Source organism: Clostridium sp. BL-8, assembly GCF_002006495.1.
GTDB lineage: Bacteria > Bacillota > Clostridia > Clostridiales > Clostridiaceae > Clostridium.
Window position 1 is genome coordinate 1 of sequence record NZ_LZZL01000085.1, and the last position, 22356, is coordinate 22356.

General features: G+C 29.9%; 16 protein-coding genes. 13 read left to right on the forward strand and 3 right to left on the reverse strand.

Annotation, left to right across the window (positions count from 1 at the left end):
* The first annotated feature begins 368 nt into the window (after positions 1 to 368).
* Both CLOBL_RS22165 and CLOBL_RS22170 read left to right on the forward strand, forming a co-directional pair.
* Positions 369 to 3143, forward strand: coding sequence for a calcium-translocating P-type ATPase, PMCA-type (locus tag CLOBL_RS22165; protein WP_077861015.1), 2775 nt, complete (start codon positions 369 to 371; stop codon positions 3141 to 3143).
* Positions 3144 to 3284: 141 nt separating this feature from the next.
* Complete coding sequence (locus tag CLOBL_RS22170; protein ID WP_009168542.1) at positions 3285 to 3881, forward strand: HD-GYP domain-containing protein; 597 nt, start codon at positions 3285 to 3287, stop codon at positions 3879 to 3881.
* Positions 3882 to 3999: 118 nt separating this feature from the next.
* Here the strand turns inward: CLOBL_RS22170 and CLOBL_RS22175 are convergent, their stop codons facing one another.
* A complete protein-coding gene (locus CLOBL_RS22175) occupies positions 4000 to 4692 on the reverse strand; it encodes a PHP domain-containing protein (protein ID WP_077861016.1) in 693 nt (230 codons plus the stop codon).
* Between the two features lie 295 nt (positions 4693 to 4987).
* Between CLOBL_RS22175 and CLOBL_RS22180 the strand changes: the two genes are divergently transcribed.
* Together CLOBL_RS22180 and CLOBL_RS22185 are read left to right on the forward strand one after the other, a co-directional pair.
* Positions 4988 to 5917 (forward strand): CAP domain-containing protein, encoded by a 930-nt coding sequence (locus CLOBL_RS22180; RefSeq protein WP_077861017.1) that lies wholly within the window; start codon positions 4988 to 4990, stop codon positions 5915 to 5917.
* 532 nt (positions 5918 to 6449) lie between these two features.
* Positions 6450 to 7316 (forward strand): Cof-type HAD-IIB family hydrolase, encoded by an 867-nt coding sequence (locus tag CLOBL_RS22185; protein WP_077861018.1) that lies wholly within the window; start codon positions 6450 to 6452, stop codon positions 7314 to 7316.
* Between the two features lie 273 nt (positions 7317 to 7589).
* Here the strand turns inward: CLOBL_RS22185 and CLOBL_RS22190 are convergent, their stop codons facing one another.
* Positions 7590 to 8645: an aldose epimerase family protein gene (locus CLOBL_RS22190; protein ID WP_077861019.1), complete on the reverse strand. Its 1056-nt coding sequence runs from the start codon at positions 8643 to 8645 to the stop codon at positions 7590 to 7592.
* 229 nt (positions 8646 to 8874) lie between these two features.
* Here CLOBL_RS22190 and CLOBL_RS22195 point away from each other — a divergent pair, with 229 nt between their 5' ends.
* The 7 genes from CLOBL_RS22195 to CLOBL_RS22225 all read left to right on the forward strand — a co-directional run bounded on the left by CLOBL_RS22195 (position 8875) and on the right by CLOBL_RS22225 (position 18045).
* The gene (locus CLOBL_RS22195) at positions 8875 to 10077 is read left to right on the forward strand and encodes a response regulator (protein ID WP_077861020.1); all 1203 of its coding nucleotides are present in this window, start codon (positions 8875 to 8877) and stop codon (positions 10075 to 10077) included.
* Position 10078: 1 nt separating this feature from the next.
* Positions 10079 to 11023 carry a substrate-binding domain-containing protein gene (locus tag CLOBL_RS22200; protein WP_077861021.1) on the forward strand — a complete coding sequence of 315 codons (945 nt, stop codon included), beginning with the start codon at positions 10079 to 10081 and terminating at the stop codon, positions 11021 to 11023.
* A gap of 195 nt (positions 11024 to 11218) precedes the next feature.
* The gene (locus CLOBL_RS22205; RefSeq protein WP_077861022.1) at positions 11219 to 12223 is read left to right on the forward strand and encodes an ABC transporter substrate-binding protein; all 1005 of its coding nucleotides are present in this window, start codon (positions 11219 to 11221) and stop codon (positions 12221 to 12223) included.
* 205 nt (positions 12224 to 12428) lie between these two features.
* A complete protein-coding gene (locus CLOBL_RS22210) occupies positions 12429 to 13949 on the forward strand; it encodes a sugar ABC transporter ATP-binding protein (RefSeq protein ID WP_077861023.1) in 1521 nt (506 codons plus the stop codon).
* Positions 13946 to 14986 (forward strand): ABC transporter permease, encoded by a 1041-nt coding sequence (locus CLOBL_RS22215; protein WP_077861024.1) that lies wholly within the window; start codon positions 13946 to 13948, stop codon positions 14984 to 14986. The genes CLOBL_RS22210 and CLOBL_RS22215 overlap by 4 nt, the downstream gene beginning before the upstream one ends.
* Positions 14983 to 15987 (forward strand): galactofuranose ABC transporter, permease protein YjfF, encoded by a 1005-nt coding sequence (gene yjfF, locus CLOBL_RS22220; RefSeq protein WP_077861025.1) that lies wholly within the window; start codon positions 14983 to 14985, stop codon positions 15985 to 15987. The genes CLOBL_RS22215 and yjfF overlap by 4 nt, the downstream gene beginning before the upstream one ends.
* A 276-nt stretch (positions 15988 to 16263) precedes the next feature.
* Positions 16264 to 18045 carry a sensor histidine kinase gene (locus tag CLOBL_RS22225; protein WP_179117818.1) on the forward strand — a complete coding sequence of 594 codons (1782 nt, stop codon included), beginning with the start codon at positions 16264 to 16266 and terminating at the stop codon, positions 18043 to 18045.
* Positions 18046 to 18216: 171 nt separating this feature from the next.
* Here the strand turns inward: CLOBL_RS22225 and araA are convergent, their stop codons facing one another.
* The gene (araA, locus tag CLOBL_RS22230) at positions 18217 to 19683 is read right to left on the reverse strand and encodes an L-arabinose isomerase (RefSeq protein ID WP_077861027.1); all 1467 of its coding nucleotides are present in this window, start codon (positions 19681 to 19683) and stop codon (positions 18217 to 18219) included.
* A gap of 413 nt (positions 19684 to 20096) precedes the next feature.
* Here araA and CLOBL_RS22235 point away from each other — a divergent pair, with 413 nt between their 5' ends.
* Together CLOBL_RS22235 and CLOBL_RS22240 are read left to right on the forward strand one after the other, a co-directional pair.
* On the forward strand, positions 20097 to 21170 hold the full coding sequence (locus tag CLOBL_RS22235) for a GntR family transcriptional regulator (RefSeq protein WP_077861028.1): 1074 nt from the start codon (positions 20097 to 20099) through the stop codon (positions 21168 to 21170).
* A gap of 335 nt (positions 21171 to 21505) precedes the next feature.
* A complete protein-coding gene (locus CLOBL_RS22240) occupies positions 21506 to 22192 on the forward strand; it encodes an L-ribulose-5-phosphate 4-epimerase (protein WP_077861029.1) in 687 nt (228 codons plus the stop codon).
* Positions 22193 to 22356: the final 164 nt, after the last annotated feature.

Sequence of the window (22356 nt, forward strand, 5' to 3'; positions counted from 1 at the left end):
AAATAACAGATCCAAGGTTGCCTTGAATATTTTTCATCAGGCAAGGAGGTAAATTTACCTCATAGCGAGTCTATTAGGCCAATTTGCCGACGCAGGATGATGGAAAATAGGCTGGCAAGTGGACTTGTTATTTATTTGATTGTGCCTAAAAGAACATATGGTGATTTATGAATATATAAATAGAATTGAAAATATGTTAAAATTAATATAAGTTTATAACATATAAGAAAATAGTCAATAATTAGATTAATTTATTATTGGCTATATATTTTTTGCTCGAAAACACATTGGCAAGTTATAAGTGTATCTAAATTAAGACAAGTATAGAGATTTAGATTAAAAGCGTTACTATAAAAGGAGTTTAATTAATGAAATATTTCAATGAAAGTATACAATCTGTTTTAAAAGATTTAGATGTCAATTTAGAAAGCGGCTTAGAAGAAACAGAAGTTAAAAAAAGAAATCAGATATATGGAAAAAATGAATTTACAACTAGAGAAGAGGGCAGCATATTTGAAGATATAAAGGGTGCTTTGCTAGAACCAATGATGCTTATTCTTTTAGTTGCAGCTTTGGTAAGTGCAATTATTGGGGAGGTTTATGATTCTATTGGCATTGTATGTGCTGTAGCCATAGGAATAACAATTGGTATAATCACAGAAGGAAAATCCAAGAAAGCAGCTGAAGCTTTAGCTAAAATGACAGAAGATATTGTTGTGAAAGTATTGAGAAATTCTACTGTAGTACAAATAAGCAAAAGTGATTTGGTACCAGGAGACCTTGTTTATCTTGAAACTGGAGATATGATTCCAGCAGATGGTCGATTTATTGAAACTATAGATTTAAAGGTCAGAGAAGATATGTTAACTGGAGAATCTGATGATGTAAAAAAAGATGCTAAGGCAATAATTCAGATGGAAGAAATAAAAATAAGCGGAAATAAAAAGGCTCAAGATCCAATTCCTGCAAAACAGGTTAATATGGGCTTTTGCGGAACTCTAATTGCTTATGGTAAAGCAATGATGGTAGTAACAAGTATTGGTGATAATACTGAAATGGGTAAAATTGCAGAAGAACTTCAAAGACAGGAAGAAGAAACCCCTCTTCAAAGAAAATTGGGTGACTTTGGGAAAGTAATCACTCAAATATCTAGCGTTATAGCAGCAATACTATTTATATTTATGGTAGTAAAGATGATGTTGTCAGATAAATTAAATATTGATACATCTGGAATAATACCTTTTTTAGATTCAATAGATCCAGTTAAAACTGCGTTTATAGTATGTATTGCCTTAATAGTTGCAGCTGTGCCTGAGGGGCTGCCAACAATGATTAACATGACTTTAGCAATTACAATGCAGAAAATGGCTAAAATTAATGCATTGGTAACTAAGAAAGAAGCATGTGAGACAATAGGTTCTGTCAGTGTGATTTGTTCGGACAAAACAGGAACTTTAACACAAAATAGAATGACTGTAGAAAATCTTTATTTGAATGGAAGATTTCTAGAAGACAAAAAGGAGATAGATGAATATTTTATAAAAAATTGTCTTATTAATTCCACTGCGCATATTAATTTTGAAGATGGAAAATTTAATTATTTAGGAAATTCAACAGAATGTGCATTGCTTTCATATTTGCAGGAATATGATTACAAAGATGAAAGAAAAGAAAACAAAATAATCCATCAGATACCATTTAGCTCTAAAAATAAATTTATGGCAACAGTAGTAAAGATAAATAAAGATGAAGTAGTTCTTGCTAAAGGTGCTCCAGAAGTAATATTATCTAATGCTACTCATGAAATTTTAAATGGTAGTCAAAAAGAGTTGACAAAAGAAAGAAAAAATGAAATTATGCAAGATATACAGGAGCTTCAAGCTAAATCTATGAGGATTTTGGGCTTTGGATTCAGAATTATAGACGAGGTAGAAGCGGAAGCTGCTGTTACTAGTGAAATAAGTATTTTAAGACAATTGGAATCAGGTAAAGAAACAAGTGGATTAATATTTAGCGGCTTCGTAGCAATAAAGGATCCATTAAGACCGGATGTAGCTAATGCTATTTTGACAGCTATGAAGGCTGGCGTTGAAACTAAGATGTTAACTGGTGATAATATAAACACAGCAGTTGCAATAGGAACCGAGCTTGGAATGCTTAAAAATGGAATGAAAGCAGTGGAAGCAACATATATTGATACCTTGAGTGATAAAGAGTTGCAAAATGAAATTAAAAATATAGCAATTGTAGCTAGAAGTAAGCCAGAAACAAAGATGAGAATTGTAGAAGCACTTCAAAATAACGGGGAAGTAGTTGGAGTTACAGGAGATGGAATAAATGATGCCCCAGCATTAACGAAAGCAGATGTTGGTATAGCAATGGGAATTTCGGGTTCAGAAGTTTCTAAAAATGCTGCTGATATAATTTTAACAGATGATAACTTTGCTACAATTATTCATGGTATAGAGTGGGGAAGAGGAGTATATGAAAACTTCCAAAGATTTATACAGTTTCAGTTAACAGTAAATATAATTGCATTTTTAATCGCGATTATATCACAAATTTTAAACTTTGATATGCCATTTACTACAATTCAGTTATTATGGATTAATATAATAATGGACGGACCACCAGCATTAGTTTTAGGATTAGAACCTATAAGAAATAATGTGTTTAATAAAAAGCCAGTAGCCAGAAATTCAAGTATAATCACCAAAACCATGATTACAAGTATATTGTTTAATGCTATATATGTTACATTGGTTTTATTTATTCAAATGAAATTTAATGTTTTAGGTGCATCTACAGAGAAGATTGGGTCCGCAAATGAAATGGAAACTGTTTTATTTGGATTATTTGCGTTTAATGCATTATTTAATGCTTTCAATTGTAGAGAATTTGGTATAGATAGTATATTACCCAATTTTTTAAAGAATACTACAGCTATTAAGACAATTTTAATTACAGGAATAGCACAAATTATATTCACTCAGTTTTTTACCACATTTTTCAATTCTGTGACATTATCATTATTAATGTGGATTAAAGTAGTAGCGTTATCGCTTTTAATAATAATATTGAATGAAGTTATAAAATTTATTCTAAGATTCACGAAAATGATTAAAAAAAATAATGAATGTTAATATTATAAAAAAGGATATTGTGTTATTTTAAAGTTAATACTGTAAAAATAACCTTAATTTTAACAAATATTTGTTTAAACAAAGTTAATAGTGTGATAATATATGAAATGAGGAGAAGAAAGCAAAAAGGGTGGTGAAGAAATGCTTGAGGAATATAATTATGATATGTATCAGGATATTATAAACAGTATGGTAGCTACATTAGAAGCTAAGGACTTTTATACATATGGTCATTCAACTAGAGTGGCGGAAATGGCATATACTCTAGGAAAAATTTTGGGAATGACAGAAAAGGAATTAAAGCTGATACACATTGCGGGAGATTTGCATGATATCGGAAAAATTGGAGTGCCCGATAGTGTTTTAAATAAGCCAGGAAAACTGGAATTTAATGAATGGGAATTAATGAAAAAGCACCCTTTCATAGGATACACTATACTTAGTAAAGCAAGTACTTTTAAGGATATTTCTGAAGTGGTCTTATATCATCATGAAAGATGGGATGGAAGTGGATATCCCAAAGGGTTAAAAGAAGAGGAAATACCATTAGCGTCAAGGATACTAGCAGTCTGTGACTCTGTAGATGCAATGAAGAGTGATAGACCATATAGGAAGTCAATAAGTGATGATATATGCAGAGAGGAAATAAATAAAAATAAAGGTATAATGTATGATTCTCAAATAGCAGAATGTATGCTTAAAAATTGGGATAATGTGGTGAATAAGCTTTACAACTAGAATTGTAACTATAATATAGATTTATCTATATTATAGTTACAATTTTTTACAATAAAGAAGAATTATTAGAGTTTAGTTTTCGACTATAATTGAAAGTATATTTATTAATAAAATAGACTTAAAAATAAGGTAAATTACCGCCTGTCAGAAAGTTATATATTTCAATTCTATTTAGATAAACATCTCCTATTAAGCCGTGAGTTCTATGAAATTTATTACAATTATGAAAATCTGAACCCGCTGTATAAAGTAAATTTTTATTTTTTGCTAATTCTAAAAAATATTCAGTATCTTCAGTTTTGTTACTAAAATATTTAGCTTCGAGACCATCAAGGTTCATTTTTATAATTTCTTTGAAATCAGATCTATTTAAAAGCACAGGATGTGCTAAGATAACTACTGCACCAAAAAATTTCAGAATTTCTATTCCATTTTCTACACATAATTTATCGTTTCTATTATCAAAAGGCATATAAGCTCCAAATAAGTACTTAGTCTTAGAAATTTTATGTTTTTTTATATTTTGTAATATTTTTGTAAGAAGTTCGTTTTTGTAACTATTATCTTTAAAATATCCTAAAATATGAACTTTAGATTTTTTATAAACAGTTGAAAGTTCAACTCCTGGAATTACCTTAATACCAAGTTTATATCCTTCTAAAATAGCTTCATCTATGCCATCTGTGTTATTATGATCAGTTAAAGCGATAATGTCTACATTTTTTTTCTTAGCCATCATCACTATTTCTTTAGGGGTACATCCTCCATCTGAAAAGGTTGAGTGAATATGAAAATCACCTTTATTATACATCACAAATCCTCATTAATATTATCTAATGTTTAGTATATGATTTTATATATAAATTGTTAAAAGTCTTCATTATAGATAAGGATTAGTAGTAAAAACATTGTATTTTAAAATAATATAAATATAATGTTAATTCAGAGTTAATCAATGAAATAATCTATTATGAACCATTGAAAAATGGCGGATATGTGTTAAAATTAAAATATGAGGCCTAATAAAAGAATACAAATGAAAACGTTTAATGAAGAAGGATGATAATTGTAGTAACTACTAAGTACAAAAGAAGAGGAGAAAAGCTATGAAAAAGGCTGTATCGAGAAGAATCATTAATGTATGTATTGCAACGGCAACAATTACTGCACTATTACCGTTTAGAGCATCTGCACAGTGGTATCAAAATTCTGATAGAACATGGAGCTATCTAGATGAAAATACTAAGGTTAAAGGATGGAAAAATGTTTCAGGAATATGGTATTACTTAAACACAAATGGGATAATGCAAACAGGCTGGGTTTGCGATAGTGGGAATTGGTATTATTTGAATTCGGCTGGGGAAATGAAAACAGGATGGATTATGGATAACGAAAAGTGGTATTATCTAAACTATTCTGGAGTTATGCAAACGGGATGGATAAGAGATGATGGAAAATGGTATTACGCAGATAGCAATGGAGTAATGGAAACAGGAACTGTAAATATTTCAGATAAGCTATATTGCTTTAATGAATCTGGTGAATTACAGCAAACAAAGGATTACTTAGCAGAAAGCAGTAAGATTGCAGCAGATAGTAGTGCGGTAGATGTAAGTGGCTTGCCACAATTGCCAAACAATTATTCTATAAGCGTACAAGCTTCTGCGGAAAGTCAAATTCTTGAATTAATGAATGAGAAAAGAACAGAAGCTGGCTTAAAACCATTGATTCTAGATAGTACCCTAGTGCAGATTGCCAGGTATAAAAGTGATCATATGATACAATATAATTATTTTGACCATACTACTCCAGAAGGAAATAATTGGACAAGCTGGTTAGATGCAATAGGTTATAAATATATGTCGACAGGTGAAAATATAGCATATAATAATTATGATCCTGTTGAATTATTTAAGCAATGGTGGAATTCACCAGAGCATAGGGCAAATATGATGAAAACTTCCTATAATAAAGTTGGAATAGGAGTTATTAACGGAAACGGGAAATGTATGGGAACACAAACATTTTCCAACTAACAGTATACATATCCAACTTTAAGTTTATAGGTATGAAATAACTAACCGAAAGGACAGGTACTTTATTATTTTGGTTAATGTAGATTATGAAGAATTATAATAGTTACAAGTGATAATAAGTAAGTAATTAGAGCGGAATCTCAAAAATAAAATTTGAGAAACCAAATATAAGATTTGAAGTCTTACTTTTCATAAAGGAGATTTCTTTCTTAGCTTATAACTTACTATTTATCACTTGTAACTATTTTTGTCATTGACTTAACTTAGACGAAGGAGCAATTTTAAGTTATAAGCATAATTTGATAGATATTTATAAAATTACTATCAATATTGTTCAAGTTACACAAAGAAGTTTAAGGAAAAAATGAAGACATATTAAAGATGAGTTTGGAAAAAATATAGGATGAATTATGAAGTAGAAACAATTGGAATGAGTAGAACGTGCAAGAAGCTTCTTAGTGTTATTAGATAAATTCTGCTATAATAGATATTGTTAGAAGCATAATGTATAAGATTAAGGAGATGATTTCAAATGATAAAACTTATTGCATCAGATATGGATGGAACTCTATTAAATAAAAATCATAAAATAGATAAAGAAACTGTAGCAGCTATAAATAAAGCAGAAGAAGCAGGAATCGTATTTGCTATTTCAACAGGAAGAGAATATGATACTGTGGAGCCACTTTTAAAAGAAAATAATATAATATGTCAATGTGTACTCATGAATGGTGCAGAATACAGAGATGAGTATGGAAATATATTAGAAGAAATTAATATAGAACTTGATAAAGCATCTAAAATTATAAATATACTTCACCAAGAAAAAGTATCTGCACGAATATTTACCAATAAAGGTATATATACAACGGATAGTAAAGAAGAAGCATTAAAAGAGATGGTATATAGGACTTTGTCTTTTAATCCAAAACTTACCGAAAATGAGGCTATAGAAATTGCTAAAATGCAGCCATATTTTATTAATCTCAATTATATTTCGGATTTAGACGAATTCTTAAATAGCGGAATAGAAGTTAGAAAATTTGTGGCCTTTCACAATAACATAGAACTTATAAATAAAATGAAAAAAGTCATAGGAGAAATAGAAGGAATTGCTGTTTCCTCTTCGTTTATTGATAATATAGAAATTACTCATGTTACAGCACAAAAGGGAATTATACTTGCAAAAGTTGCGGAAAAGATGGGAATTAAAAGAGAGGAAGTTTTAGTACTTGGAGATAGTTTTAATGACTATTCAATGTTTACAGAATTCACAGAATCAGTGGCTATGGGAAATGCTATTCCTGAAATAAAGGAAATAGCAAAATATATAACTGATACAAATGATAATTTAGGAGTTGCAAAGGCAATTTATAAAATTTTAGAAGAACAGAAATAAGAGTATACATGTAAAATCAAGTTTTATGAAATGCTACATATAGGAAAATTGATATCATAATTTTGTTATTAAAAACTGAGAAATTCTTTACTTGTCCAATTTATAAATAATGAGACAATTAAAGAATCACTCAGCTTTTATTGTAATATTTGCTTATATTTTTATGAATAGAATAACATATAGTTAAGCATAATTAAAAATAACAAATCAATGTATCGAGCCTATTTTCTTTCATAGGCATTAGCTAATAAATGCATTCTATATTATTGTTTATTATAATGTAGAAAACTTATAAATTGTTCTATGGTTATATTCTTGTCCAGCCTTAAAGAGCGGAGACTCAAAGCTGTTGCAATTTATAGAATTAGGAAAATATTGAGTTTCAAGACAGAAAGCATTTCTTTTATTATAAATGGCGTTATTTTTACCAATATCAGATTCGTTTAAATAATTTGCACTATAAAATTGAACTCCAGGGGTAGTTGTATAAACATCTAAAACTATACCGGTATTTTCATCAATTGCCTGAGCAGCTTTTATTTTATCTGAGCCATTAGTATTTAATACCCAGTTATGATCAAAACCTTTTCCAAGGATGATTTGCTCATAATCACTATTTATATTTTGGCCAATTGGAGTGAGGTTTCTAAAATCCATAGGGGTTCCTTCTACAGCTTTTATTTCTCCAGTAGGTATTGAATACGCATCATTTACAGTGAATTTATCTGCATTGATCATAAGTTTTTGGTTAAGTACATCTCCAGAGGAATGACCAGATAAATTAAAATAAGTATGATTAGTAAGATTTATGATTGTGTCTTTATCAGAAACTGCGTTATAATTTATTTCTATAGCGTTATCATCTGTAAGTACATAATTCACTTTAACTTTAAGATTACCGGGATATCCTTCTTCGCCGTCAATACTGAGATAGGAAAGCTGCAATGAGTTGGATTGACTATCAATTGTTTCTGCATCCCACACAACCTTGTCAAAACCTTTGATTCCACCATGAAGATGATTTTCACCATTGTTTTGAGCTACCTTATATTCCTTATCGTTTATAGTAAACTTTGCATATTGGATTCTATTTGCAAAACGTCCTATTAAAGCACCAAAAAATCTATCTCCTTTTAAATAATTTTCTAAAGTATCATATCCTAAAACTACATCGTAAAACTCACCTGTTTTACTAGGAACAAGTGATGAGACAATTGTACCTCCATAAGTACAAATTTCTACTGTCATTCCATTAGTGTTTTTTAAAGTATAAATATCAACTTCTCTTCCATCAGGCATTTTTCCAAAAAGTTTTTTTTCTATTGCCATTGTGAACACCTCCTAATAATAGTTAAGTAAAATTCTTACTGTATACATTTACATAAAGACCTGATTTCATGTATGCACAAGTATATTATAGTACAAAGAGATTATACATACAATTGTTCAAATAAAATAATTTTCCATATATATTGAAATAATGTAAATATACATTTAATATAGATATTATTAAGTGTAAAAAGGAATTTAATGGTAAATAAGAGGGCTGGAGGTTTCTATGTGGAAATTAGTTATTGCTGATGACGAACCTAAGATTAGAAGAGGAATTGAAGGTATTTTAAATTGGCAGGATTATGATATTGAGATAGTTGGGGAAGCAGAAGATGGGGAACTTGCACTGAAAGTAATAACTGAAAAAAAACCGGATATAATTCTTCTAGACATAAATATGCCATTTTTAAATGGATTAAATCTTTTGGAGAGGTTAAGAGCTATAAATAATAACAGTATTGTAATAATAATAAGCGGATATGATGAGTTTGCATATGCACAAAAGGCACTGAGATTCAATGTTTTTGATTATATTTTAAAACCTGTAAGCAGAAAAGATATTGAAGAAATAATGAAGAAGGTAGTTTGTAAAATTGCTGAAGATAGAAAAGAAAGTAATTATTTAGAATGGGTAAAAGCACAAGTAAATGAGAACATAGATACATTAAAAAAGAATTTTTTTAGTGAATGGTTAAGTAATAAGATAAATGATGAAGAGATGTTAAATGAAATAGAATTTTTTAATATAAAGTTTGATAAGAGAATTGGAATAATTGTTATAAAACTTTTGGGGAAATTGAATCTTGAAGCGGTTGGTGAAAAGTGGAATAAAGAATTATTGGCTTTTGCCATTGCTAATTTATTAAGTGACAAATTTAAGGAATTTAAAGAAAAGTTTATTTTTAATGATGACAGTGAAAATATTATATTAATAAGTAGTATTCAAGATATGATTAAGTGGGTAAGTATTGGAAATGAATTAGAAACAGAAATAATGCGGTATTTAAAATGCAATGTAATAGTTGAACAGGCAAATGTGTGTGATGGAATTTTAAAAGTGAAAAATGAGTATTTAAAATTAATAAATAGTGTTAATGTAAAGAAAAAATATAATCCAATGACCTTGGAAGCTATAAAGCATATAGAAGAAAACTACTATTTAAATAATTTAAGTATAAATGATATATCGGACAAGCTTGAAGTAACATCTTCTTACTTAAGCAAGTTGTTAAAAAAAGAAACTGGATTATCATTTATTGATTATTTAACAAACACAAGAATAAAAAAAGCAATGTATCTCATGAAAGAACCTACAATTAAAATATATGATGTAGCTGAGCTTATTGGATATAGTAATCAACACTATTTTTGCAGAGCTTTCAAAAAGGTTGTTGGAGTGTCTCCAACGGAATATAAGAGAGGAAAATAGAATGAAAAATAAAAAACATATAATTTATTTTTGCATAATTATAATGTTTGCAGCATCATTGATTTTTTTAACAATATACGTTTATAGGACAAACTCTGAAAAAAAAGATATTTTTATAATTGGAATGTCTCAAGCTAATTTATATGAGCCATGGAGAGTTCAAATGAATAAAGAAATTCAAGAAGAAGCTAAAAGGTATGATAACATAAAGATAATATTTAAGGATGCAGGAGGAGATACTGAAAAACAAAAAAAAGACATTCAGGATTTGATAAATTTTGGGGCTGATGTACTTATAGTATCAACTAATGATTCGAAAGAACTTACAGGAACAGTAGGGGAAGTGAACAAATCTGTACCTGTAATAATGTTAGATAGAGCTGTAAGTGGATACGATTACACAATATATATAGGATCTGATGCTGAATCTATAGGGCTTCAAGCAGGAAATTTTGTGAGAGAATTGGCGAGTGATAATAAAGTTAATGTTATAGAAATACAAGGAGTACTAGATTCAAGCACAGATAAAGAGATTACTAATGGTTTCAAAGATGCTATTAAAAACTATAAAAACATTAATATTGATAGAACGATTGTGGGAAATTGGCAGGAAAATGAAACACAAGATAAAATAGAAGAGATATTAAAAGATGATAAAAATGTGGATATAATATTTGCTCATAGTGATTATATGGCACTTGGAGCATATTATGCTGCAGTAAATACAAATTCAAGAAATATCAAAATAATAGGAGTCGATGGACTTGAGGGACATGAAGGTGGGATTGAATTAGTCAGAAATGGAATATTACAAGGGACATTTACTTGCAAAACTGGAGGAAAAGAAGCAGTTGAATATGCTATAAAAATTCTAAATAAAGAAGGGGACATTCCTAAAAAGGTATTATTAGAATGTAAAAAAATTACCAAGGATACATTGGAATAAGGCATAATCAAAAAAATAACAAGTCCAGCTGCTAAGCCTATTTTGGAATCGTTATTTTCTTTCATATGCCTAAAATATAAATTCAATGAAATCATAAAAGTGCACAAAAGTGCTAATTAATGCAAATACAATTTTAAACTATAGATATATAATTAATTCATGAAAACGAGATCATAAATATAGGGGGAAAGAATTATGAAGTTAAAAAAGATGATTGCATTAATGGCAAGCGCAGTTTTATGCGTTAGTATGTTTGTGGGCTGCGGAAGCTCAGGATCAGGAGGTCAGTCAGCACAAACTGCTGCTAAAAGTTCATCTGCTAAAAAGGTAATTGGATTTGCACAAGTTGGAGCAGAAAGTGGTTGGAGAACTGCAGAGACAGACTCAATAAAATCAATTCCAACCTTAGATTCTAATTTTGATTTGAAATTCTCTGATGGTCAGCAAAAACAAGAAAATCAAATAAAAGCAATAAGATCATTTATTGCTCAAAAAGTTGATTTAATAGCTTTAGATCCAGTTGTTGAAACAGGATGGGATACAGTGCTTAAGGAAGCTAAAGATGCTAAGATTCCAGTAGTAATTGTTGATAGAAAAGTAACAGTATCAGATGATTCACTCTATAAGTGTTTCCTGGGCTCAGATATGGTTGCAGAAGGCAAAAAAGCAGCACAAATAATAATAGATCAATTTGGAAAAGATGCAACACTTAATATAGCAGAGCTTCAAGGTACAGTTGGATCTACAGCCATGGTTGGAAGGCAGCAAGGATTCAATGATACAATAAAAGACTGTCCTAACTATAAGATAATAAAATCACAAACAGGTGATTTTACTCGTGCAAAAGGTAAGGAAGTTATGGAAGCTTTCTTGAAATCTGATGGAGATAAGATAAATGTGCTATGGTCTCATAATGATGATATGGCAATGGGAGCTATACAAGCTATAGAAGAGTATGGTAAAAAACCTGGAAAAGACATATTTATAGTTTCAGTTGATGGCATTAAGGATATATTCCAAGCAATGGTTGATGGTAAGTCAAATGCAACCGTAGAATGTAATCCGCTACTTGGACCACAATTATTAGAAGTTTCAAAAAATATACTAGATGGTAAAGAAGTTGAAAAGAGCATAAATTCAAAAGAAGGTCAATTCTTACAAAAGGATGCAGCAGCAGAATTACCTAATAGAAAATACTAAGTCTAGTTAAAAGTTGAGAGTTTAAAGTTAAGAGTTAAGGAAGAAAAGCCCGAAAGGGCTTTTCGTAAAAAATAATAAATAAAATATTAAAGAAATTTTATCTATTATCAATAACTTCTAATTGTCTAAGAGGAGTTTATCTTAAGCTTTTAGCACCTGCTTTTTAACTATTAATTGATTTTATAAAAGATGGGGAGTGATATAAATGGGGAATTCGGATGTAGTTTTAGAAATGAACAATATCAGTAAATTCTTCCCTGGAGTTAGAGCTCTTTCAGACGTAGATTTTAATCTTAGAAGGGGAGAGATTCATGCCCTTATGGGTGAAAATGGTGCAGGTAAATCAACACTTATTAAAGTATTAACAGGAGTTTATGAAATAGATGAAGGATCAATTATATTAAAGGGACAAAATATCAAAATCTCATCTACGCAGGAAGCTCAAAATCTTGGTATCAGCACTGTTTATCAAGAGGTTAATTTATGTTCAAATCTAACAGTTGCAGAAAATATATATATTGGACGTGAACCAAAGAAAAATGGAAGAATAGATTGGAAAAAAGTTAATAGTGATGCAGATAAATTATTGCAAGAGAGATTAAACTTAAAGATAGATGTAAAAAAAGCATTGAATAATTACTCTGTTGCAGTACAGCAAATGGTAGCTATTGCAAGAGCAGTTGATATATCGCAAGGAATATTGATTTTAGATGAACCGACATCAAGCTTAGATGATAATGAAGTAAAACAACTATTTAAAATCATGAAAAAATTTAGAGAAGAAGGTATGTCAATAATATTTGTAACTCACTTTTTGGATCAAGTGTATGAAGTATCAGATAGGATTACAGTACTCAGAAATGGGGAATTAGTTGGAACATATGATGCGAATGAACTTCCAAGAATTGAATTAGTTTCTAAAATGATAGGTAAGGATTACAGTGAAATAGAAAAAAATACAAGAAACAAAAAGGAAACTGAAAATGTTAAAAGAGAAAACTTTATAGAAACTGATAACTTTGGAAGAACAGGAACCATTAATCCATTTAATATAGAAATAAAAAGAGGAGAAATTCTTGGGTTTGCAGGACTTCTTGGCTCTGGTAGAAGTGAATGTGCAAGAACCATATTTGGAATAGATAAATCTACAAGTGGTAAGATAACTATAAATGGAAAGAAATATTCATATATTTATCCTCAAAAAGCAATTGAAGAAGGCTTGGGATTTTGCCCAGAGGATAGAAAGGTAGAAGGTATAGTTGGTGATTTAACTATAAGAGAAAACATAGTACTAGCCCTTCAAGCTAATAGGGGCATTTTTAAATATCTGCCAATGAAAAAACAACAGGAAATTTCAAAGAAATATATAGAGCTATTAAAGATAAAGACACCAAGCATGGAACAGAAAATAAATAATTTAAGTGGCGGCAATCAACAGAAGGTAATCTTAGCAAGATGGCTTGCAACTGAGCCGGAATTATTGATTTTAGATGAGCCTACAAGAGGAATAGATATAGGTGCAAAAGGTGAAATAACAGAGTTAATTTTAAAATTAGCAAGAGATGGTATGACTATTTTATTTATTTCATCTGAATTACCAGAAATAATCAAATGTTGTGATAGAGTAATAGTACTTAGAGATAGAAATGTTATAGGTGAATTAACTGGGGATGAAATAGAGGAGGCTAATATAATGAAAACTATAGCAGGAGGTGCAACAGCATGATAAAGAATGAGGAAAAAAGCAGTTTTCAAAAAATCTATAGTTCAAAAATATTTTGGCCGTTGACTAGTCTGATTGTATTGCTTCTGTTCAATTTCATAATGACGCCGGGCTTTTTAAGTATAACCATGAAGGATGGACATTTATTTGGAAATACCATTGATATATTAAATCGTGCATCGCCGCTTATCTTAATATCTATAGGAATGACACTTGTTATAGCAACTCAAGGAATTGATATCTCTGTTGGTTCTATAATAGCAATAAGTGCTGCATTTTCAGCTACTGTAATAGTTGATGGTGGGTCTGTTCCTCTAGCTGTGATCATAGGAGTGATAAGTGGAATTATATGTGGGGGCTGGAATGGATTTTTAGTATCTTATATAGGGGTTCAGCCTATGGTTGGTACACTGATTTTATATATAGTAGGAAGAGGAATTGCTCAGCTTATAACAGATGGACAAATATTAACCTTTACTAATAAAGATTTTATATTTATTGGGACAGGCTATATATTGCTTCCAGTGGCAATATATATTGCCATAATAATTGCATTTTTAATGTATCTTTTAATAAGGAAAACAGCTTTGGGATTATTTATAGAATCTATAGGTGTAAATAGTAATTCATCAAAGTTTGCAGGGATTCAATCTAGAAAAGTTGTGTTTTCTCTTTATGTTTTAAGTGGAATACTTGCAGGAATAGCAGGGATTATACTTTGTTCTAATATAAAAAGTGCGGATGCTAATAATGTAGGTTTGTGGCTTGAGCTTGATGCGATACTTGCAACGGTTATAGGAGGAACTTCTATGTCTGGAGGAAGATTTTATCTTGCAGGTACTGTAGTAGGCGCTTTATTTATTCAAACATTAACAACCACAATCTATAGCTTAGGAGTTCCGCCAGAAATAACCTTAGTGGTAAAGGCCATAGTTGTTATAGTCGTATGTATAATTCAATCTCCAGAGTTTAGAAAAATGCTTAAAGTGAAAAAAACTCCTAAAAGTGAAATAAAGGAAAAAGGGGTGATTAGAGCATGAATAGATCAATAGCAAATAAGAAAATATTTAAGATTAACAAGGACTATATTGCAATCTATGCTACAATCGCACTATTTGTAGGTCTATTTTTAATAGGCTCTATTCTATATGATAGCTTTTTATCATCGCAAGTATTTGCTAATTTATTTATAGATAATGCATATTTGATAGTAGTTGCAACAGGTGAAGCAGTGGCAATATTAACAGGAGGAATAGATCTTTCAGTAGGAGCTATGATAGCTTTTGTAAGTATGATTGCTGCAAGCTTGCTGCAAAAGGGAGTAAATCCATTTTTAGTAATAATAATAGTTCTTATAGTAGGACTATTTTTTGGAACGGTTCAAGGTATTTTAATTCAAAAATTCAACTTACATCCATGGATAGTAACCCTTGCAGGAATGTTCTTTGCAAGAGGAGCTAGTTATATTATAAGTATAGATACAATTATAATTGATAATCCCGTATTTACTCAAATTTCATCGATTAGAATACCAATACTGCCAAATGCATTTATATCCATTAATGTTGTTGTAAGCTTAATAGTAGTAGCTGCAGCTTATTATATGCTTAGGTTTACAAAGTTTGGAAGAACAGTGTATGCTATTGGTGGAAATGAAAATTCAGCTAAGTTAATGGGTTTGCCAGTTGAAAGGTCTAAAATACTTGTATACACATTTTCAGGATTTTGTTCATCTTTAGGCGGTCTATTATTTACAATATATACACTTTCAGGTTATGGACTTCATTGCAATGGTATGGAAATGGATGCTATAGCTGCATGTGTAATAGGAGGTATACTTTTAACTGGTGGTTATGGAAATATAATTGGACCATTATTTGGAGTACTTACAACAGGAATTATTCAAAGCCTTATAATGTTTAATGGAACCTTAAATTCATGGTGGACTAAAATAGCAGTTGGGATGCTACTATTTATATTTATAGTGTTACAAAGAGTTATTGTTATTAGAGATGAAAAACGAAAAAATGCTATAACTTAGTATATACAGGATAATTTAGACTTAGGCATATAGAGGATGAAATTAGATACATGATAGTTAAGATGATATCAATGTATCTGTTTTTCTAGTGAAAATATATGTTTAGGTCTAGTGTCAGTTATATATATATATACATATGTTAATTACACGTATAACTTGCAACTGCCATTTTGATAGATTAATCCATAACCTATAATTGTGAGTTGCATAAACTAAAATTTATATTACATATAAGATGCATTAAATGGTATAATTTGGAATGAAGGCTGGCTTTTGATGATTGGGGGAATTATGTTGAATAAATTTAGAGTATACTTTATGAATAAAAGCATAGGCAGTAAACTTATATTTTATTTTTTTTGTGTTATTTTAATTTTAACAACAACTATTACCCTTTTGGGAAATTTATCATATAGAAGTTCAATTAATTTTTCTCAAAACGAAAACACCAATCAAATAATAAAGCAGATAAATAATAATATAGAATCTTATGTTAGTAACACTGAAAATATAATCAATTATATGTCTATAGATCCTAGGATATTAAAATTTTTAAACGATAATAAACTTGAGAATGATGATATAGAAGATGAAGCATATAAGTCTATATATAATTTTGTGAAGTTTAATCCAGAAATAGCTGGAATAATGATAGTTAACAGTAATGGTGGCTATATAAGCGATGTTATGAATAAGGTATCGAGAGAATCATTGACTAATGAAGAATGGTATTCAAAGGCTTATAACTATCCAGGAAAAATACACTTATTCACTAAACCAACTGGGAGGAATATTGATAATATTTTTAAGTATTCAGCTGATGAAGTTTTTTCAATATCAAAAGCAGTTGTAGATTTATCAACAGATAAGATAAAAGGAGTAATTTTAATTGACATTAAGTTAGATGCTATAAAGAATATTATAGAAAATTCCAAGCCTGGTACAGCCGGCTTTGTTTATATTGTGGATAAAAATAATGATATAGTGTATACTCCGGTAAATAATATAGTGTATAGAATAAAAAACGAGTGGATTGATGATGGCGATAATAAAATAATAATAAAAAATATAAATAGGGAAAACTATCAATTAACTAAAATTGAATCGGAGTATACTGGTTGGAGGACGATAGGAGTATTTCCGGAAAAGGAAAGTTTACGTGTTATTGAATATATAAACTATTATTCTGTAGCTGTTGCTATTATAGCACTTATAATAGCTGAAATTTTGGTTGTAATTTTCACAAAATCTATTGTAAAGCCAATTCATAAATTAAAGAAGCTTATGAAGATGGCTCAGGAAGGAGATTTGTCAGTATCATTTAAAGCTAGATATAATGATGAGATAGGTGAACTTGGAAATTCTTTTAATACTATGGTTAAAGAAATTAATAATCTTATAAATTTGGTTCAAATAGAAGAGAAGAATAAGAGAATAGCGGAGATGAATGTTTTGCAAGCTCAAATAAAACCACATTTTATGTATAATACGCTAGATACTATAAGATGGATGGCAGAAGAACATAAGGAGGAAGATATAGTAGAAATAATAGAGGCATTTACTAATTTGCTTAGAATAAGTTTGAGCAAAGGAAAAGAAATCATAAGTGTAAAAGAAGAACTTAAGCATATAGAAAGTTATTTAAAAATACAAAAGATAAGATATGAGGATAGATTGAATTATGAAATTAATTTTGATGAGAATATATTGCAATATAAATTAACAAAACTTATATTGCAGCCCTTGGTGGAAAATGCAATTTATCATGGAATAAAAGAAAAGAGAGGAAATGGGAAAATTATAGTTAGAGGCAAGGTTAAAGAAAATTGTTTATGTTTTACTATAATTGATAATGGGAAGGGAATACAAAAAGAAATGTTAAATAAAATAAATCATATGCTAAGAAATGGAAGTATAGAGGAAAATGAAATAGGATATGGAATTTTCAATGTTAATGAGAGAATAAAGATTATATATGGGGATGAATATGGATTGACTTACAAGAGCGTATATGAAGAAGGAACCATCGTGGAACTTAGGCATCCAATAATTAAATAAAAAAGATAAAGCTCTCTTCCTAAGCTTTATCTTTTTTATTAATAGGGAAATAAAATGGTAAATATCATTTTATAGAGGAAATATTTATTTGCAATTTTAGTACTTTAGATTTCCTGGATTATAGTATATTTACCATTTAATCTATATAATTATGGGATTAACAATAATTGATTATTTCCAAGCAATACTAGAAAGCTTTAGTTCATTTTTAAAAGTTGAAAGCTTAGTATCGTTATTGATTACTACACATTCAATACCTACCATGTCAGCCCAGTCAACTAATTGCTCTTCGTTAATTACAAATGAAAAACTTGTATGGTGAGCACCACCGGCAAGAATCCAAGCTTTAGCACCTTCCTTTAATGATGGTTGTGGTTTCCAAAGTACGCTTGCCACTGGTAGATTAGGCATATCTTCAGTCATTTCAACAGCATCAACGCTGTTAACAATTAAACGGAATCTATTTCCCATATCAATTAGCGAAGCAGCAACAGCTGGACCAGAAGCACCTTTAAATACTAAACGGGCAGGATCTTCTTTATCACCAATTCCAAGTGGATGAACTTCAATAACTGGTTTTGTACCAGCTAGAGTTGGACAGACTTCAAGCATATGTGCTCCAAGGATCAATCCATTTTCAGAATCAAGATTATAAGTATAATCCTCCATTAGGCCTGTACCTTTTCCGTTTGCCATGATTTTCATAGCTCTTAGAAGAGCTGCTGTTTTCCAATCACCTTCAGCTCCAAAACCATAACCTTCAGCCATTAAGTGCTGAGCAGCAAGTCCAGGAAGCTGCTTCATTCCATGAAGAGCTTGGAAATTAGTTGTGAAAGCAGTATATCCTTTAGAATCTAAGAAGGTTCTTAAACCTATCTCAATTCTAGCTTGTTCGCGAATTGAATCTATAGGAGCGTTTGGATCTATATCATATAACTTGGAATATTCAGTCATAAGTTCATCAATTTGACTTTCAGTGACTTTTTCCATTGAATCAACTAAATCACCAACTCCATAGTAATCAATGGTCCAGCCAAATTTTATTTGAGCTTCAATTCTGTCACCATCAGTAACTGCAACATCTCGCATATTATCACCAAAACGAGCAACTTTAATGTTTTGTCCTTCGGTAACTGCAACAGCAGGGGACATCCATTTAGCTATATCAGCTGCAACTGAAGTATCAGTCCAATGCCCAACTACTATTTTACGAGGTATATCTAATCTAGCTCCAATGTAGCCAAATTCTCGATCTCCGTGAGCGGCTTGATTTAAATTCATAAAATCCATATCAATTGTTCCCCAAGGAATTTCTTTATTAAATTGAGTATGAAGGTGAAGTAAAGGTTTTCTAAGTTGAGTTAAACCATGAATCCACATTTTTGCTGGGGAAAATGTATGCATCCAAGTGATTATACCAGCACAGTCTTCATCGTTATTTGCATCGTTACATATCTTTCTAATTGATGGAGAATCAGTAGCAACTGTTTTAAACACTATCTTGTAAGGTAAATTTTTAGCATTTAAACCTTCAACTATTACTTTAGAATTCTCAGATACTTGATCTATTACTTCTGGTCCATAAAGAGGTTGACTTCCTGTAATAAACCAAAATTCATAGTTTTTTGATTTTATCATTTAACATTCCTCCTAGTATTAATGAATATTAATTCAAAATATATAGCTTTCGTGTGCATACATGATCTTGGATGTATGCACAAATATATTATAATATAATAAAAATGTACGTACAAGATTAAAATTAAAAATTATAAATATTATTTTGAAATGAGTTTAAATTTTAAATGAATTTCTTTAAACTTAATAAGTTAAAGTGCATATGATTATGCATTACACCAAGCGAGCTCCCCTGTAGTTATAAACATATTGAACTAAATATAAATAATTTGTAAAAAATAAATTTGTAAAAAACTGTTGATATAATTTTAAAAACAATATATAATCTAAATATCAAGTGCGTACAACTTAAAAACTGTCGAATAGTTTGAGAGAATATCGCACATTTTATTTGATGAAAGTAGTTGAAAAAAATGAAGGAAGCTGAAACAAAGCACGAAATTATTGAAAATCACTATATTAACCTTGTTGAGGAAAATAAGGTTTCAGCAGGAGACCAATTACCTTCTGAAAATGAAATAGCTAATCAATTCAATGTAAGCAGGCATACTGTAAGACAAGCACTCAATTATTTGGTACAGGAAGGCTGGATATACAAAGAAAGAGGAAAAGGAAGTTTTTATTCTAATAGAAAAGCGAATGAAGTTAAGAAAAATGTAGCTGTACTTACAACTTATATATCAGATTATATTTTTCCTAAAATTATATCAGGCATAGAAGAAGAACTAAGGAAAAAAGGGTACAACCTGTTATTATTTAATAGTAATAATGATATTCAAAATGAGAGGATTTGTTTTGAAAACATTATAAATCAAGATATAGCAGGACTAATAGTAGAACCAGCACAAAGTACCATAAATAATTTACATCATGATAGCATAAAAAAACTAGAAAAGAAAAATATTAAATATATTGCTATAAATGCTAATTGTGATGAAGAAAACTCAGCTTATATTGTGGTAGATGATGAACAAGGTGGCTATAAACTAACAAATTATCTACTAGAACTTGGGCATAGAAATATTGCAGCATTATTCAAAGCAGATGACCTGCAAGGTGAAAAACGAAGAAAAGGTTACATAAAAGCTCTTAAAGAATATAACTTAAATTTTGACAAAAATGTAGTTGGAGAATATATAACTGATAATCAGGAAATGTATATAGATCAATTTATTAAAAGAATTTTAAATCTTGAAAATAGACCAACCGCAATTTTTTGTTATAATGATAAAGTTGCTTTGAGAGTAATAGATAACTGTAGAAAAGAAAATATAAAAATACCTAAAGATTTATCAATTGTAAGTTTTGATGACTCAAGTTTAGCTATTTCATCTGATGTTAAGCTTACAACAATTAAACATCCGAAAGAAGAATTGGGAGTACAAGCAGCTAAATGTATAATAGATATGATTGAAGGCAGAATAGACAAGCCTCAATATACATATAGTGCTGAACTTATTGTTAGAGATTCCTGTTCAAGAATTTAAGTTTTATTCTTGCTTTAGAGAGTTTGGACAATCTAAAGCAAGGATGAATCTAGATGTGATTTGAAGGATTTTCCAAACACTTGTACGTACATAAATACAACAAGGAAGTGTTTAAAAGATCAAAGGAAAATAGCTGGCATGAATTAATCATTAGAGGAGTAACATTTATTAATAAAAAATGAGCACAAGTTTAAAATCAATGTAACCGTATACCTTAGAAAAAGGAATGACAAATGTTTTTTATTAATTTTAAAATATATAAATCAAGAAGTGACAATGGTCACCAATAGTAAATTAAGAAAAATATTATTACTATATGAGAATGAGGTGTAAATATGCTGGAAAAATTAAAAGAAAAAGTTTATGAAGCTAATATGGAACTTCAAAGAAAAGGTCTTGTTATTTATACATGGGGAAACGTAAGTGAAATTGACAAAGAAACAGGATTAGTTGTTATAAAGCCAAGTGGTGTTGATTACGATGTTATGAAGCCAGAAGATATGGTAGTTGTAGATTTAGATGGGAATGTTGTTGAAGGAAAATATAAACCATCAACAGATACTCCGACTCATTTGGTTTTATATAAGAAATATTCTAATATTGGAGGGGTTGTGCATACTCATTCAGAATGGGCGACAACTTTTGCTCAGGCAGGAATGTGCATACCAGCATTTGGAACAACTCATGCAGATTATTTTTATGGAGATATTCCATGTACTAGAGATCTAACGGATGAAGAAATCAGTAACGAATATGAAAAAGAAACAGGAAATGTAATAGTAGAGACAATTGGAGATAAGAACCCTTTAGAAATTCCTGCTATAGTAGTAAAAAATCATGGTCCATTTGCATGGGGAAAAAATGCTGATTCAGCAGTTTATAATGCAGTTGTATTAGATAAAGTTGCTGAAATGGCATATAAAACAATGACATTAAACAAAGATGTAAAAGGTGTTAAGCAACATCTTTTAGATAAACATTATCTTAGAAAACATGGTGCAAATGCATACTATGGTCAATAAGATATGATAAGTTTTAACTTATATTTCTAAGAAGAATTTCAAAATTATGATTGGAACTCCTATTTTGAAATTCTTCCTAAAATAAGAATAATAATTTAAGGTTATATATAAAGAGGAGATGTTAGAGAAATGAGATTTTTTTTAGACACAGCAAATGTAGAACA

Bases quoted from the DNA above. Each gene is read 5' to 3' on its own strand.
- CLOBL_RS22165 (WP_077861015.1), top strand. From the start codon at position 369: ATGAAATATTTCAATGAAAGTATACAATCTGTTTTAAAAGATTTAGAT.
- CLOBL_RS22170 (WP_009168542.1), top strand. From the start codon at position 3,285: ATGCTTGAGGAATATAATTATGATATGTATCAGGATATTATAAACAGT.
- CLOBL_RS22175 (WP_077861016.1), bottom strand. From the start codon at position 4,692: ATGTATAATAAAGGTGATTTTCATATTCACTCAACCTTTTCAGATGGA.
- CLOBL_RS22180 (WP_077861017.1), top strand. From the start codon at position 4,988: ATGAAAAAGGCTGTATCGAGAAGAATCATTAATGTATGTATTGCAACG.
- CLOBL_RS22185 (WP_077861018.1), top strand. From the start codon at position 6,450: ATGATAAAACTTATTGCATCAGATATGGATGGAACTCTATTAAATAAA.
- CLOBL_RS22190 (WP_077861019.1), bottom strand. From the start codon at position 8,645: ATGGCAATAGAAAAAAAACTTTTTGGAAAAATGCCTGATGGAAGAGAA.
- CLOBL_RS22195 (WP_077861020.1), top strand. From the start codon at position 8,875: ATGTGGAAATTAGTTATTGCTGATGACGAACCTAAGATTAGAAGAGGA.
- CLOBL_RS22200 (WP_077861021.1), top strand. From the start codon at position 10,079: ATGAAAAATAAAAAACATATAATTTATTTTTGCATAATTATAATGTTT.
- CLOBL_RS22205 (WP_077861022.1), top strand. From the start codon at position 11,219: ATGAAGTTAAAAAAGATGATTGCATTAATGGCAAGCGCAGTTTTATGC.
- CLOBL_RS22210 (WP_077861023.1), top strand. From the start codon at position 12,429: ATGGGGAATTCGGATGTAGTTTTAGAAATGAACAATATCAGTAAATTC.
- CLOBL_RS22215 (WP_077861024.1), top strand. From the start codon at position 13,946: ATGATAAAGAATGAGGAAAAAAGCAGTTTTCAAAAAATCTATAGTTCA.
- yjfF (WP_077861025.1), top strand. From the start codon at position 14,983: ATGAATAGATCAATAGCAAATAAGAAAATATTTAAGATTAACAAGGAC.
- CLOBL_RS22225 (WP_179117818.1), top strand. From the start codon at position 16,264: ATGATTGGGGGAATTATGTTGAATAAATTTAGAGTATACTTTATGAAT.
- araA (WP_077861027.1), bottom strand. From the start codon at position 19,683: ATGATAAAATCAAAAAACTATGAATTTTGGTTTATTACAGGAAGTCAA.
- CLOBL_RS22235 (WP_077861028.1), top strand. From the start codon at position 20,097: ATGAAGGAAGCTGAAACAAAGCACGAAATTATTGAAAATCACTATATT.
- CLOBL_RS22240 (WP_077861029.1), top strand. From the start codon at position 21,506: ATGCTGGAAAAATTAAAAGAAAAAGTTTATGAAGCTAATATGGAACTT.